This window comes from Paenibacillus sp. p3-SID867 (genome assembly GCF_025142895.1).
In the GTDB taxonomy this organism is placed as follows: Bacteria; Bacillota; Bacilli; order Paenibacillales; family Paenibacillaceae; genus Paenibacillus_AQ.
On the sequence record NZ_JAMBDM010000007.1, the window covers coordinates 313,462 to 329,322 of the forward strand.

Consider the following 15,861-nt stretch of genomic DNA (forward strand, 5'->3'; position numbering starts at 1 on the left):
CGAGTTATAAACTCACATCTTTCGGTTTGTTTCATGATCAGATGACTCACGAATGAGAGTGCAGGCTCAATCTGAACCGATAGTTCATATCATCCTCGAACCACATCATGAAGTTCGTACCCCATACGTTGTTGTGCAGATTGAAATGAAATCCTCCGGTCAATGAAGCATACGTATTGTCAAATTGCAGCAGCCGCGGCTCCCCCGGACAAACAAGCGGCGCGTCCAAGGTTTCAATGGCCGCCGTTCCGTCCGCCCCCTCATAATATAAGCCCGCGTTGATTCCATGCATGTTCCGGTTGCCGTCCTTTACGACGAATAACGGAGATATGCGTTGTCCGAGCTTATCCATCTTCCAGGCGTTAGGATTATCCACAAGAGGCGCAAACGAAAACCAGCTTGCTTCCGGAAGACGGCAGGCTGGTTTGCCCCTCCAGCTTAGACTTACCTCAATGACGGGCTCATTCGCATGGAACGTATAGATCGCGTTCAGTATGCGTGGAGCTCCATACTGATTGCCGAGATTCTCAGGCAGCTTCAGTTCGGCAGTTACGATATCATAATCGGCGTACCTCTCCAGATGCAGGGTCCGCAAGGAGGCGGTATACTGCCGATGCTCCGGCCGCGGTTTGACATACTCGATTCCCGGCTTGCCGAAATCGTTGTCCGCCCAGCCATGATGGATATCCAGATTGGTCATGTATTCCTTAAAGAAACGGTCGTAGTTTTCTTTGCTGAAGGTTTCATACCTATAAGTGCCAAGCCTCTGATGCTCGTTCGCCCATTCCTTCCCGGATCGATCCATCAATCGGTTGATCGAGCCGTCTTCAGCGAAGCTTACCTGAAACTGCCCTAATTCGTAATGCTCGTTCGTTTCAATCGTCTGCTTGCACTGCATCGGCTCCGAGTCTTGGACGGTATCATGCTGACTCATCCGATCCAGCTCCATTCTCGCTTCAGCTGCCAGCGCTTTCGGCAGCGACTGAACGGCTTCTTCAAGATAATCCCGCTGCTCCTGCCAAGAGCTCTCGTAATGGCTGTACGACCTGGTATCACTCGCCTGCTGGCATAGGTAGTCATATTTTCTCAATGTATTGTCTTCTACGATATCCCGTGCTCTTGCAGCGGCTAAATCCGTGGCGGAATAATGAACAAAATCGGCGAGATAGACGGAATTGTTCAGCCCCCAGGTATGCTCGGGAATCAACATCAGACGGTTGCAGAATCGAGCGTACGCCTCGCTGTCCTTATCCAGTTGACCGGATTCGAGCCAGCGATCCCGAAGCCTTAGCAATTCACGGTAGTGAGCGATTTTCCAAGGATCCGAGGCAATCCCGTGTATCCATGAATCCCCAATTTCTTCACTCACGACTGGCAATCGATCTTTGACGGTACGCAGTCGCTGGGCAAATGCATCAAGTGTCGAGGCCATGATTTCCGCCCCGGGATAATCCCGCTCCAACTGTTCAAACAATGCACGGATCTCCTCTAGCGTGGATGGACCATGGTTATCATGGGTATGGGCAAAATACAACGCATCTTCCAGCCCTTCCATGTGAAACGGTTTACCGTAACTATCCGCATAATGGACGATGATCTCCGAGCCATCGGAAGCGCGCCATACGAATATCTCCGGCACCTTGGGATTCTTGGATACCATATTAACGCCCAAATGCAAATATTGTATGCCGTGTTCTGCCAGCAGAGGGACCATTTCAAGAGTATGGCCCGGAACATCCGTCATTTTAGCGGCGATCGTGGATTTTCCATACTTTCGGTCCAAGTCGCCCGAAAGGGACATTCCGAATTCGAATAGCCGGGCATCCATGATTTCCGTATGCGTCGTAAACGGCAGTCCGTGCCAAACGATTCGTCCCTCCTCAATGGCTTTTTCCATACGCACCCGCATCTCAGAAGAAGACGTTTGCAGAAATTCATGGATTAACCACGAGCCGGTTGTCCATACGAATTTTGCATTCCCCTCTTCGTTAGCCAACTGTTCAGACAGCTCCAAGGCCTGGGGGATGAAATGCTCCATATATCGCTCGATTACGTTCTTTCCCAAATCGGTAAACCCGATGTCCAGATGGGTCTTAAATACGACATGAACTCTTTTGATTGATGCTGTCATGCTTGACTGCCCCTTTCCACCATAAATGGCTAACCACGAACTTTGAGCCCATTTTACAAGAGTGCAACGAACAAGTCTTTGCATGAAAGGGTCTTGCTTTTGCAAAATAAGGACACCTGATCGTAAATCAGATTGAAGACCAGACATACTAAAAAACCTCCCATTCCCATTAGGAACAAGAGGCTTCGGACCTTAGCGGATATTAAAAAGTGCTCGCCTTCGTAGTATCCGGACACCATCTGGCCGGTCGATAATATCGAATCAAAACATCAACCGCTTCAGGGGTCCGCAGATGGGTAAGCGTTTCGAAGGCATACGCCCTTACATAACGATCCTTGCTGTGCAGCGCTTGCTCAAGCGAATGGATCACGATGGGAACATCAGATGCCTTGGCGGTACGGAGCAGTGACAAAGCCGCAGTATATCCGAGTTTATTCATGATATAACTCTGCTGGCTGATGTCCGTATCATCGATTCCAATAGTTCCTCTGTCTTCCTCTTGCAGAAGCGACTCTTCCAATACGTTTGCCAAGGCCAGGCACACATCGTCGGCATCACTCCCGATCATGCCCATCGCTTCGACTGCATTTCGCCGAACCCATTCGCTCGGATCGCGTAAGCAAGCTTTCAGTTCAGACACCGCCTCATGCGACGGCGGTACGATCATGCCGAGTATGAATACGGCGAGCGCTCTGCACTTTTCATTGGCGTGTTCCAGCAACGATAGCAGTCCCGGAATGGCTTTCGCCCCGGCACCTTGGAGCCCGTAAGCCGCTCTCTGCGCGATTTGCGTTGTTCCTTCGGAAATGCGGTGAATCAATTCATCAATCCCTGCAAACCCCAATCTGCCAAGCGCATAAGCGGCATTCAAGGCTACCGGTTCCTTATCATTCAACATTCGGCCCAGTTCTGGAGCCAAGGAAGCGGCTTTCTCTCCTAACATTCCAACTTGATCCGCCGCCCTGGCGCGAATGACCTCGTCCTCGGATTTTAATTCTTTAACCAATTGCTCGATCTGGGCTTCGTCTCCTGCTGCCGAGAGGTTCTCCTGACCCGGTTCGCCGCGCAACCACTTCCATATGTCCCTCCATAGATTCATATGCACGTAAGGTGTTCCGCCGCTATTGAGATTCATTTCTTTCTCTTGATGATTCCAGCTTGGCGATTCGGGCGCGCGCAATCGGACGAATTGAAACTTTAACATGTATCGATCCATGTCGGATACGTTCAGCGAAGCTTTGTGCCATAAATCAAAATGCACCAGTACCATCGTTCCCGCTTTCCCGGTCGGCAGCAGCGTCTCGCCTTGATCGCCTATAAACTTTTCGTAATATGGAGTACCTGGCATGATGGCCGTTGGTCCCATTTCCTCGGTGATATCCTGCATATAATAAAAAATCATCGCCCACCAGGGTCGGTGGCTGCGCATGCTGGACCAATAACCGTCTTTATGCCACTGCCCCCCTCCCGGCAATGGATTTCCAGGCTGATTGTAGTGGCAGTGCCGATGCGGGTGCATATAGTAATCCGGGCCGAGTATACTGGTCAAAGCCCCCTTAACGACTGGCGTTTCGAAGAACTGCTGGATCTCGGGCACACGGGGCAGAATGTTATTGCCGGGATTACCTTCTTCATGCAATACCACATTCAATTTATCCCTGACGGAAGCGTGAAGCTGATCCGGCAACTCGTTGCGCAGTACCACATAGCCCTTAGTAATAAAATGCACCATTTGTTCATCCGTCAACAGATATTGACTGTCCGACATCTTATTTCCCCTCCTCTGCATGTTTTAATTTCAGAATTAGTATAGCAAGAGGCTAAATGACTGTATTTACATAAACGTCAGGCTTTTGTACAATCGTCATGCAAATATCGAAATTACCTAAAGGATGTGGAAATAAACACGTGGATTTTGCCGCCTTCCATCCCTACGTGCTGTATGCCACTAGGTACCCCTTTTCCAAGGGACAAAGCAATAGCAACCGGCACTGCTATTCGTCATCGCTTTATCTAATTACCGAAGGTAAGGGCATCGTTCGTACCTGTGGACGCACGTACCGTACCGACCCGGGTTCACTGGTGTATATACCGGCAGGACAGCCGCATGATTGGATAGCGGACAACCAAGATCCCATGGTACATGTCTGCTGTTATTTTGATTGGTCTTATGTGGACCGCCGGGCTTTGGCCGATCACCCCAGCGTGATCTGCTATGACATTGCCCAACTGATTCCTTCCTATGTAGGACCTGCCTTTCCTTACGCCATTCCAGAATATATGAGGGTTGAGAAGATCAAAGTATGGAGCGATCTGTTTGAAAAGTTCTATACCGGGAACCAGTTTGAGAATGAGCATACCTATATGCGAAGCGTAAAAACACAAAGTCAGTTCCTGCAATTCATCGAGTATTTTCTTGAATTCGCATTGCAGGATGAGGTGATTCCCGATCACAGAATGAACAAGCTTCTGGAGCGAATGGATCAGGATATCCTGCACGGCAAGCTGCGGCCATTGGAATCGTATTACGATGAGCTTCGAATCAGCCGAGGTTATTTTTTCGAATTGTTCAAAAGATCGACAGGCTTGCCGCCGATCCAATACATTAACCAGTTCCGAATCAATCGGGCCAAGGAGGATCTGCGGAATACGGACATCAGCATTACGGACATTGCCGAGAAGCACGGCTTCTCTTCCATCCATTATTTTTCGAAGCTGTTCCGTCAGCTAAACGGCCTGTCGCCGCTGGAGTATCGGAAAGATCGGATGAATCTCGATTGAGACCCGGCAGTTAGCTGAACTATCTTTAGTTAAACTTATCATGTACGATAAATAGGAATAGCACTTGCTCCGGAAGATCAAACGGACCCAAGGGAGAGATTGGAATCGATATGCGCTTATTCTCATACTTTAGCTCCTTTATAAACGCTTGGCGGGATTACCCGGCTGAAGAAAATACGGTTCTGGGAAATCGTTACACTGTTCAACAGAGGATTGGAGAAGGAAGTTACGGCATCATCTATAAATGCAAGGATCAACAGAGCGGGAACGTGGTCGCTGTTAAACAGTCGAGACCCAGCAAAGGCAATTACGCCAAAGAATTGCTGAACCGTGAGGCAGCGATACTAAGTTCTCTCCAACATCCGCAAATTCCGGTATATCGGGATTTTTTCACGGACAACCGCCATACTTATCTGGTCATGTCTTATATGAACGGTGATACGCTTGAAGATTTAATATTTGAACAAGACATGAAATACGGAGAAGACGAATGCATCGAGATCACGCTGCAGCTTCTGAAGCTGGTCCGATACATACACGACCAAGGCTATGTTCATCTTGATCTGCGGATTCCGAACGTACTGTTTAAGGATGGCAGGATCCAACTTATTGATTTTGGACTCGCGAGAAGGATTGGTGAGCCCCCTCCGCTCCCAGTACCTGTACGGAAAAAGTTCAGAGCAGACAGCTCGGCGTCCTCTGTTCAATATAAGGAATCGAAGGAAAACGAGGATCTCCGGGACATCGGTCACTTTATGCTGTTCATGCTCTATTCTACCTACGAACCGGATCACAACCGGGGCGCAGCCGTGGAGCGAAGCTGGCAGGAAGAACTTCATCTCTCGATTGGACTGCAGAACATGATTAAACGCTTGATGCAATTGAGTGAACCTTACTCAAGTCCTTTGCAGTTCATGCACGAGCTGCAGTCGCTCGCTAATGCAAGAGACTGCCCCTCTGATAAGAAGGGCAGCCTTTAATTTGATTATGGGGTTTCATTTATGTTACGATCCGATTAAATTATATGGAATGATGACGAACAAGAAAGGAGGATGTTTTCGCATGTTAAGAAAGATCATGAATAAGCTTCTCCACTCTACATCCCATAGTCATGGCCGTAAGCGTTACAGCAGTTCCGCGAAGAATTATGTAAGAAAATACAGCAGCAGTCATGGCTATTCGCGTCGTAAAGGCTCCTCATCCGATTACAAACACAGGCATGGCAACCAAGGTCATGGCTATTATAAGAACAGAAGAGGCAGCTCGAGCTAATCATTTAACATCATCATGGAGTACTTCACTTCATCCCTCAACTTTATTGAGGGATTTCTTTATGGCTTCATACAGTAAGGTGTTTACGCTGCCCAGCATGTCAACTGATCGTGAAGTTAACTCCGTAATAGGACAACCCTAATTTATTTGCTACTCTCCGGGAAGAGCTATTTCCCCATAAAGTACTGTACAACGCCAGCGCGCCCATTTTTTGCACCTCTATGGCCCATCCGGCAACAACAGCAGCCGCATAACCTCTTCCACGAAATTCCTCTGACGTTTCAAGCCCAGCTTCGTGAGCTCGTTCAGTAATCCGGACGCTGCGGCAAACCGACACCACCCTATTCTCATGAATGAGCGCAACACAAGGCTGGTCATAATCAATTTCCGTGGTCAGCCATTCAAAACCGGTGAGCGAATATTCGCGAATATTTCCCGATGTGATCCTTACCGTCTGTTTGGCCTGCGTTGTTTGATCAGGTATCCGATAACAAGGTCCACTCGTATAGTGCTCAGCGCGAAGGAGGTTCATATAAGCTGCAAAATGTTTAGGCCTCGTCAGAACCTCTTCAGTAACGATAGGCTCATCTTCAACCAAAGCCCTCAATTGCCCGGCAATTCCTTCGGGAACATCATGACGAAACCTGCAGATCGAAGAGCCGTCTATCGTTCGACCCATGAAAAACCTCGGGGCAAGCTCCTCTCCCGGCCAAGGCTCGTTGATGGTGCGAATTTGCATATTCCCGTCATGCGTAAACATCGCCCGAACATGCAATTCCATCAGTGCCGCAGCGGTTGGCTCGTTACCTTTCCTATGGTTCATGCTAATATCCCCTCCCGGTAAGAATGAATCCGCGATGTAGGCTGCACATCACCACTTTCCATCATATCAGTTGTATCGAAGAACAGGCTGGGTATAAATCGCTTTAATCAAAAAGACCCTGTCTCCCCTATCCGGGAAGCAAGGTCAAACTGAGGATCCATGTTTATTCGGTTATCCTTAGATCTTCCTGCCCAGCGTGTTCCGCTGTAATCGCGGTATCAAGGCATAGGCAAATGTAAAGAGCGGGCTTAACCACAAGAAAGTTGCATACGGCGCATATTCAATGACCGGAATTCCAAGCGTAGCAGCGAAGAAAGCACCGCTTACCCCCCATGGAATCAGTGGGTTAACAAGCGTACCGCAATCCTCCAATGTACGGGACAACGTCTTCGCCGGAAGTTCTCGGCGGACATATTCCTCCTTGAACATTTGACCAGGCAAAAGGATCGATAAATACTGCTCACCCGTCATGCCGTTGACTGCAATCGCGGACGCCCCGGTCATCAGAACGATACTGCTCTTCCGCTTCAGCGGCTGCATGACTTTGCGGAAGAAGGCTTCAATGACGCCGCAATGCTGAAGCAGCCCTCCCAAGGATAACGCAATCAATATCAGTGATACGGACCCCATCATCGATTGCAATCCGCCGCGGTTGACAATGGAAGCAACGGTTTCGTTGGCGATTGTACTCTTGTAACCGCTCTGCATGACGCTGAACCAGACATCGACTGCCGTCTGCTCCTGAACGAAGGCCGTTACGATGAGTCCGGTAACAATGCCGACAATGAGTGTAGGGAGGATCGGAATCCGCTTGATGGAACAGGCAATGACCGCAAGCGGCGATAGCAGTGTTAGCCAATGAATTTGGAATCCGTCGCTCAGTGCAGCCTTGATTTGAATAATCGATGTTAAATCCAGGCTATTCGCCGTTGGTGCCAGCAGGAAAAAGATCGTTGTCACGATCAGGGCCGGCACCGTAGTGTACATCAAGTTGCCAATGTGGGTGAACAAGGATATGCCGGCGACCGCCGGAGCAAAGTTCGTTGTGTCGGACAGCGGCGACATTTTATCCCCAAAGCAAGCTCCGCAGATCACCGCTCCTGCTGCCAGTGCCGGCGAAATCCCGGTTGTTACAGCAATTCCCATGAAGGCAACGCCAACCGTACTGACCGTCGTGAAGGAGCTTCCGGTAAACATCGACACCACGATGGTCACGTATAACGCACTCACGGCAAAATAATGCGGTTCAATATAATCCATTCCATAGTATAAAATGGTCGGGACGGTGCCGCTCATCATCCATACCGCAATCAGAATGCCGATGAGCGAAAGGATGAGAATCGGCATAATCGCCGTTTGAATGCCTTGAATGATAGCGGATTCCAGATGCTTCCAGGAAAACCCGAACAACCGCAGCAAGGAGGCGATACCCACGGTTGTTGCCAAAAGCGGTATATGCGGCTCTGCCTTAAGAAGAAAGATAGAGACAAACAGTACTGCCAGTATAAACACAATAAGAATGATGCTTTTTGAGAAACTGAGATGTCGTTCCATGGTGCTAAGACTCCTTATACTTGGTCGTGACAGGGCTTCTTCCCGTCCTTGTCTATATAGATGAACTTTTTCGCTTTTATGCTTTTCGGCTTCTTTGCTTTTTTGCATTGAAGCGCGAATTACACTATATACGATAAACACGAACTTCGTCAATGTACGAACCTTGAACAATGACCACAAAAAGGCGACTGCATCAAGCAGTCGCCTTTTTCTTAATGAGTATCGATATTATTTCGCTTGAATGTAACCTTCGGCTTTCAGCAGTTCGGCGATCAGAACAGCTCCGCCAGCCGCGCCGCGCAGCGTATTATGCGAGAGTCCTACGAATTTGTAATCGTAGAGGGAATCCTCGCGCAATCTGCCCACCGATACGCCCATGCCGCGTTCGATGTCACGGTCCAGCTTCGTCTGCGGGCGATTCTCTTCCTCGAAATACGTAATGAACTGCTTCGGCGCACTTGGAAGATTCAGCTCTTGCGGTCTTCCCTTAAACTGCTGCCAGCGGTCCAGAATTTCATCCTTTGAAGGCTTGTTCTCGAACGATGCAAATACGGTAGCTAAGTGACCATCGGTTACGGGTACGCGAATGCATTGCGTCGTAATCAATGGCGATTGGGCTTTCACGATCTCACCGTTCACAACGCTGCCCCAAATGCGCAGCGGCTCCTGCTCGCTCTTCTCTTCCTCCCCGCCGATGTACGGTATCACATTGTCCAGCATATCCGGCCAATCGGTGAAGTTCTTACCGGCACCGGAAATTGCCTGATAGGTGGAGGCAACAACCTGGGTAGGTTTGTAATCAAGCAAAGCGTGAAGCGCCGGTACATAACTCTGAATGGAGCAATTTGGCTTCACGGCAATGAAACCGGTTGTCGTTCCCAGACGTTTGCGCTGCGCGGCAATCACGTCAATATGACCCGGATTAATTTCCGGAATGACCATCGGAACGTCAGGCGTCCAGCGATGGGCGGAATTGTTGGAAATGACGGGCGTCCCCGTTTTGGCATAGGCTTCTTCCAATGCCTGTATCTCATTCTTCTTCATATCAACCGCGCAAAATACAAAATCAACCTCTGCCGCTACCTGTTCCACTTGTGAAGCATCCTGCACAATAATGCCCTTCACCTTCTCGGGAATTGGCGTGGCAAGCTTCCAGCGGCCTTGAACCGACTCTTCATACGTTTTGCCGGCTGAGTTTTTGCTGGCAGAAATGGAAGTGACTTCGAACCATGGATGCCCATCCAGCAGTTGCATAAAACGTTGACCGACCATACCCGTTCCACCGACAATACCGACTTTAAGATTTTCAGACATTCGTTACTCATATCCTTTCAATAGTGGCGTCATGTTCCCCATACATCGACTTGGATCTACCGTACGGACAAAAGCATGCAGTAAATGAGCTTCTTCTAGATAACTATTCAAACCGGCGAGATTCGTGTAGGTATCCTACATTGAACCATCATATTTCTTTTGATGTAACAAAAAAATCCCACCCCCAAGACCATAAGTCTTAGGGACGAGATTGTTATACTCGCGGTACCACCCCAAATTTGCCAATATGTCACCATATTCGCCTCATCGAGTACGGCATTACCCGGTAATGCAGATACTCTAGCTCTATAACAGGAGCTCCTGGCACACCATCCGCCTCTCAATGAGGGTTCCATGTGCTGCTCTGAGTCTTTTTTCAATAAAGAACGCTTTGCCCCTTTTCAGCTGCCGGAGCTCTCTGTACAAGAATTCGTTTATTTACTCGTCTCTTCATCGCATTTGTTATGATTATTATATATAAAACCATTTCGGCGGTAAACCTTATTTATTAAATTTTCGGAAAACCCGGCTGATTTCATGAGCTGTTCCATCGATCCATACCTGTCGGAACCATTTTATGGCTGAAGCCGCAGTGCCTCCAGTTCCATTTCCCGGCCGATCGCCATTTCCATCCTCGTTCTTAATAATATGTATTGATTCACCACCGGGTGATCGTATCCCAAAACTTGTTGGATCCGGCCTATCATGGAATCATCTTCATACTCGTTGCTCCATTGGAACAACTGCGCGTAAAGATCGGAGAACCGCTCATTATTCGTCGCAGCAAAACGGAGGGGATGAAGATCATCACTCAGCTTCACTTCCATCAAATCATGCAGCACCTGCAGGCCGTGAACGATCAACGTCTCTACCTCTAACGTCTCACCCTTATGTAAATCCAGCGGCATGATATCCAACATATCCGAAATAAGCTGACTGAACGTCACTTCGGACATTTGCATGGACATGTAACCCCACCAGTGGCTTCCGGTTCCGGTTGCATCCATCTCCCATTTCGGTTCCACCAAAATACGTCGGACCTTCGCCTGTTGCGATCGGCCAAATGCAGCGATGCCCAGGATCAATCCCGCATTACAATCCGTAGAGGCCTGCTCCCCCCACTCCATAAGACGGGAAACCATCCGGGCATCGGTGAATTTGAAACATAGAGCCGGGAGAAATTCGGGAAAAAGCGGTTGTCCGTAAACCCGCTCCAGCTCATCAGCGAATATCTCGCCATAACGCTCGCAAGGGAGATGCATCAAGCCGATACAGGCAGCTTTCGATAAATACCAATCATTTGCGGTTATGCACGCCACCATATAATCCATCATGCGGTCATTGTCCAGGTACCCGAGCACATGCAAAATATCGCCAGGCATGTTCTCCTTAAGTTTCTTCCCATCAAAACAAACACGCGCTATATCCTCTGCCAGCTCCTGATCTCCGCATCTCATAATCGGATCAAGCAGCAGGGAACGCTTGTAATCGGAAGGCTCCTCCGCAAACAGTCGGAATAAGGCGGCTGCGTCATTCCGGTCACCATACAGGGAGGTGATCCGGCAGTATGAAGCCAGAATCGTTCCATCCATCCTGGGATTGTTCTTGAAATCTCTGATGAGCTTTTCGGTGTTCCGCATCATTCGTATGGCTTCTCCTGTAACATGATGATATGAATTTTTCCCTAATAAACGCAGCTTTTATCGTTCGATTTCGTACAAATGCTTGCAAGTTAAACGGCTATCGTACTATCCGGACTTTCATTGCTCCTACATATTCTCCCCGCGGACGATAACTCCCCGGTTTTTAGCACGGTGTCCTATAGATAATTTTCCTACCCCAAACCACAGAATCTCAACTAGTGCGATGGCACCCGCCACGTCCAGCAGGACATGCTGTTTCACGAGTAGCGTGGAAACAATGATCGACCAAGCAAAGATATGCACCGCCACCCGACCTTTATTCGTAAAGCCTGCACTAGCTGCTGCCCCTTTTATCATCAAGTAACTGGTTAGAACATGGATGCTTGGGAAACAGTTGTACGGATTGTCGGTGCTGTACACCAGATTTACCAACCGGTCAAGAACCCCTGTGCCTACAAGCGGCGGCCGCTCTACCGTCGTCTGGAACAAGAAAAAGATAATGTAACACGCGATGAGTCCAATACACTGGGTCAACAGTGTTCGATAATATACATTTCGGTCTCTGGCACAGAACAGAAACAGCATAATAATGATGAAAGGGTACCATACCAGATACGGTATAATGAATATCGGTACAAACGGAATTGCAGAGTCAAGATCCGTCATTAAGCTTTTTACCGGCGTATGTGCATGGTTCAATATCCCATAAAAAATGTTAAGCACAGGAATGGCCAGGATCCATAACAGCGGGAGATATGTCTTCCATTTTAAGTTCATTGGCTTCCTCCCTTCTTCGACTCCTCAGTCTCTTTAAATATATGAAACAACGACGCAATTGCGCCTCCTGTTTTTCACATGAACCAACGATGTAGCCGTTATATCCTATGGTTTGAATATTAATCCGGATAACTCACATGTTCTCTAATCTCCACTAACGTTTTGCTTAAGATCATCCCCTCATGCTGTGCGACGATTTTGCCGGCAACTTCACAATATACCATGTCGTCAGGTAAGGCTCAAGTCGATAACCCATCTTTGTGTCATTAAAAAACATCCATAAATACAAATCGAGCAAGTCCTTTGCTGGACTGCTCGATTGGATAAGTTACTGCGTATAACCGATTTCCCCGTTCACAATCGTCATTCTGATCTTCGTCTTCAGCATTTCATCCGGATCCATAGCATCATGCAAGCAACGATCCACAACGGTAAAATCGGCATATTTCCCTATTGCTATCGTTCCCCGCTGCCCTGATTCTCCCGCGGCCTTTGCGCCGCCGAGCGTAAACAATTCAATCGCTTCCGTTAAGCTCAGCTTCTCCTCCGGCAGATATCCATCATGTCTCTCTTCCGGCTTCCGTCTCGTCATTGCAGCATGAATCCCAAGCAGCGGACTCAGCGGCTCTATGGGAGCATCGCTTCCTCCGGAACAAGGCAGGCCGGAGCGCAGCCACTTCTTCCACGCATACAGATAGCTTGTCCGATCAGGGCCCACACGCTCCAGCACCCAAGGGAAATCGCTGGCTACAAACCGGGGCTGCAGGTCAACGGCCAGATTCAGCTTACTCATTCGTTTCACCGTATCCGGGTGTACAATTTGGGCATGGATAAATCGGTCCGGAAGTTTCGCATCCCGGCTTAATGGATAGAATTCAAGCACATCCGTCATCAACGCTGCCGCTCCGTCCCCAATCGCATGAAAAGCAACGGGAAAGCCCAGATGATGCGCTCTGCCAACAATCTCCCTTAGCTCCTCAAAAGTATGCATAGCCAGCCCTCTTGTATGAGGCGCATCATGGTAAGGTTCCTTCAGCAGTGCCGTTCTTCCGCCAACCGCCCCGTCCGCGAATAATTTGACGGCCCCAATCCGGTTCCAATCGTTGCCGCTGCCCGGCTTAAGGCCCAACTCTTTCATTTCATCAAGATAACCATGAAACATCAGCTGATGGGTACGAAAGTGCAGTCCCTCCTCTCTTAGCTCTCTATGAATCCGCTGCATTGCTTCCACACTTCCAAGCAAACGGAGATCCTCCGTATGAGCTGCCGTAAGGCCTAAACGCAGCGCATCACGGCATGCCTCCAGCATCGCTAATTTCAGGCTGGCGGGATCAGGCTCCGGCTGCACCATGGCAAAAGGTATCGATGCATTCTCGTAAATGCGGCCGTTTAACCGGCCATCGGCATCCCGGCCGAAAGCGCCGGACTCCGGATCTGGCGTGTCTGATGTAACACCCGCTCTTCGGAACGCTTCCGAATTACCCAGGTAAGCATGGAAACAGGTCCTGGTTAGATAGACTGGATGTTCCGTAGTCACGTCGTCGAGTTCCTGCATGCTCGGAATCTGATGGTCTGGAAAGTTATGTTCATTCCAGTTCAACCCCATGATCCACTCGCCAGGCTGCGTAACCGCGACCCTTTCCCTAAGCATATCCAGCATCTCTTCCTTAGAGGTCGCCTCTGTGAAGTCAAGCATGCCAAGCTTCAGTCCATGCATACCGAGATGCATATGCGCATCGACCAGGCCAGGTAAAACGAAGGCGCCATCCCAATCCACTGTTCGATACCTCCGATCCGCCAGCTGAAGTCGCAGGTCTGCTGCGCTTCCAATAGCACGAATGATTCCGTCTTCCACATATATCGAATCCGCTGTTGAAGCGCTATGGGGTAAAAAGAGATTTCCGTTCGTAAAAAGAACTGGTTGCATGTTTCCTGATTCCTCCGGATTTTTCCATCCATTATACCAAACGGGCATGCAGCTCGTCAGTTGGAACAGTACTAAGCCAATCTTCTTCATAACCAAACAAGCAGCCCCTCACGGAGCTGCTTGTCCAAGTTTAGTTAATTTTGGTGAACATCCATTTCTGCGCATCCGTACCATTATCCGTCCACTGCTGGACAACCGCCCCATCTGCTGTGGAGGCACTGGCTACATCGACTGCCAGTCCGCTTACTTTGGACACAAGTTTGTAATACCCTCCGCCAACATCAACGATCCTCCATCGCTGCGCATTCGATCCATTATCGTCCCATTGCTGCAGCTGAACGCCGGTGGCTGTGGACGAATTCGGCACATCAAGAACCTTTCCGCTGTGCACGGCTGTGAGCTTGTAGTACCCGTCTCCGATGCTTTCTACCCTGAATCTTTGATTATTGGCGACGTAGTTGGTCCACTGCTGAATCTTGGCTCCGCTTGCCATGGAGACGTCCACAACATCCATCACTTTGCCGCTCGCCTTGGAAGCGATCGTGTAAATCCCATCACTGATCACGTTCGATGTACCACTGTCTTGATACACGCGTACATAATCCACCAGCATCTGCGATGGGAACGGCGTGGAATTGTTTGGACTTCCAGGCCAATTTCCGCCGACTGCCAGATTCAATAATAGAAAGAACGGGCGCTGGAATTCCTCGGTATTGCCGGTTCCATTCTCAATATAGAATTCATTGAACTGCTGACCGTCTACAAACCAACGAATATATTTGGAATCCCACTCGATGCTGTAGACATGGAACTGGGAGAAATCCAAATTGCCGGATACTCGTCCATATTCGGCATGCCCTCCTGCATCCCAGTGTACGGTACCATTCACGTAAGGGTTATGGTTTACCCGTTCCATAATGTCAATTTCTCCGATTTTCGGCCAGCCAACCGAACTGATATTGCTTCCCAGCATCCAGAACGCCGGCCAAAGACCTTGACCCGATGGCAGCTTGATCCGCGCCTCTACTTTCCCGTAAGTAAAGTTCTTCAAATCCTGGGTTTTGATCCGGGCAGAAGTGTAATTCATCCCGCCGTAGGATTCCTTCTGCGCTGTAATGACAAGGTTACCGCCAGTTACCTGAACATTCTGTGCCCGTTCGGTATAATACTGCAGCTCATTGTTTCCCCATCCGCCGCTGCCGGTACCGATTTCCGGTGTCCAATTGGCTCTGTTGAGCGAGGTCCCATTGAACTCGTCACTCCATACCAAATTCCAGTTCGGTGCGGCATTGGCCTTGTTGACAGGCATTAGAACGACCAGAAGACTAAACAGTATAACGACACTTATTCCTTTTCTTAGCATCATGTTCCCTCCTAATTATGATCGAATTAAAGGCTTCATGGATACTAGTGCACCTCATAGCTGTTCTTCTAGCGAACCGTCTACTAAGCTTCGTGTCACCTCTCTTTCTCGTTCTCTATGATTTGCCATGCAACCAATCTATGATGGTAATTTCACTTGTTGTTCGAGGATATTACATAAAATAATGCGCTTACATTTCCATTATAGGTTCATTATATACCACTATCAACCTCAATTTATATTTTTTTACATTTATATCTATATTCCATAAATCCT

The 15,861-nt window shown here is 48.8% G+C and carries 12 protein-coding genes and 1 other annotated feature; of the genes, 3 read left to right on the plus strand and 9 right to left on the minus strand.

Features of this window, described 5'->3' with window-relative positions; genetic code table 11:
- Nucleotides 1-46: 46 nt before the first annotated feature.
- Together M4D81_RS16585 and M4D81_RS16590 are read right to left on the minus strand one after the other, a co-directional pair.
- The gene (locus M4D81_RS16585) at nt 47-2,131 is read right to left on the minus strand and encodes a DUF5054 domain-containing protein (protein ID WP_260067357.1); all 2,085 of its coding nucleotides are present in this window, start codon (nt 2,129-2,131) and stop codon (nt 47-49) included.
- A gap of 202 nt (nt 2,132-2,333) precedes the next feature.
- Nucleotides 2,334-3,899, minus strand: coding sequence for a HEAT repeat domain-containing protein (locus M4D81_RS16590; protein ID WP_260067358.1), 1,566 nt, complete (start codon nt 3,897-3,899; stop codon nt 2,334-2,336).
- Nucleotides 3,900-4,039: 140 nt separating this feature from the next.
- On the opposite strand from M4D81_RS16590, the gene M4D81_RS16595 reads away from it, so the two are divergent.
- The 3 genes from M4D81_RS16595 to M4D81_RS16605 all read left to right on the plus strand — a co-directional run bounded on the left by M4D81_RS16595 (nt 4,040) and on the right by M4D81_RS16605 (nt 6,184).
- Nucleotides 4,040-4,912: an AraC family transcriptional regulator gene (locus M4D81_RS16595; protein ID WP_071224041.1), complete on the plus strand. Its 873-nt coding sequence runs from the start codon at nt 4,040-4,042 to the stop codon at nt 4,910-4,912.
- A gap of 110 nt (nt 4,913-5,022) precedes the next feature.
- Nucleotides 5,023-5,892, plus strand: a complete 870-nt coding sequence (locus M4D81_RS16600; RefSeq protein WP_260067359.1) for a serine/threonine protein kinase — start codon at nt 5,023-5,025, stop codon at nt 5,890-5,892.
- An 82-nt stretch (nt 5,893-5,974) separates the two neighbouring features.
- Nucleotides 5,975-6,184: a hypothetical protein gene (locus tag M4D81_RS16605; RefSeq protein WP_071224377.1), complete on the plus strand. Its 210-nt coding sequence runs from the start codon at nt 5,975-5,977 to the stop codon at nt 6,182-6,184.
- A gap of 100 nt (nt 6,185-6,284) precedes the next feature.
- Here the strand turns inward: M4D81_RS16605 and aac(2')-IIb are convergent, their stop codons facing one another.
- The 7 genes from aac(2')-IIb to M4D81_RS16640 all read right to left on the minus strand — a co-directional run bounded on the left by aac(2')-IIb (nt 6,285) and on the right by M4D81_RS16640 (nt 15,588).
- Entirely contained in the window at nt 6,285-7,007 is a 723-nt protein-coding gene (gene aac(2')-IIb / locus M4D81_RS16610; protein ID WP_260067360.1) for a kasugamycin N-acetyltransferase AAC(2')-IIb, read from the minus strand.
- A gap of 177 nt (nt 7,008-7,184) precedes the next feature.
- Nucleotides 7,185-8,561: a Na+/H+ antiporter NhaC gene (gene nhaC, locus M4D81_RS16615; protein WP_397376699.1), complete on the minus strand. Its 1,377-nt coding sequence runs from the start codon at nt 8,559-8,561 to the stop codon at nt 7,185-7,187.
- A gap of 228 nt (nt 8,562-8,789) precedes the next feature.
- On the minus strand, nt 8,790-9,875 hold the full coding sequence (asd, locus tag M4D81_RS16620) for an aspartate-semialdehyde dehydrogenase (RefSeq protein ID WP_260067361.1): 1,086 nt from the start codon (nt 9,873-9,875) through the stop codon (nt 8,790-8,792).
- A 198-nt stretch (nt 9,876-10,073) separates the two neighbouring features.
- Nucleotides 10,074-10,338, minus strand: a binding site (T-box leader).
- Between the two features lie 112 nt (nt 10,339-10,450).
- Entirely contained in the window at nt 10,451-11,518 is a 1,068-nt protein-coding gene (locus M4D81_RS16625) for a hypothetical protein (RefSeq protein ID WP_260067362.1), read from the minus strand.
- 126 nt (nt 11,519-11,644) lie between these two features.
- The gene (locus M4D81_RS16630) at nt 11,645-12,295 is read right to left on the minus strand and encodes a phosphatase PAP2 family protein (RefSeq protein ID WP_260067363.1); all 651 of its coding nucleotides are present in this window, start codon (nt 12,293-12,295) and stop codon (nt 11,645-11,647) included.
- 328 nt (nt 12,296-12,623) lie between these two features.
- On the minus strand, nt 12,624-14,222 hold the full coding sequence (locus M4D81_RS16635; protein ID WP_260067364.1) for an amidohydrolase: 1,599 nt from the start codon (nt 14,220-14,222) through the stop codon (nt 12,624-12,626).
- A 130-nt stretch (nt 14,223-14,352) separates the two neighbouring features.
- A complete protein-coding gene (locus tag M4D81_RS16640) occupies nt 14,353-15,588 on the minus strand; it encodes an RICIN domain-containing protein (protein WP_397376700.1) in 1,236 nt (411 codons plus the stop codon).
- Nucleotides 15,589-15,861: the final 273 nt, after the last annotated feature.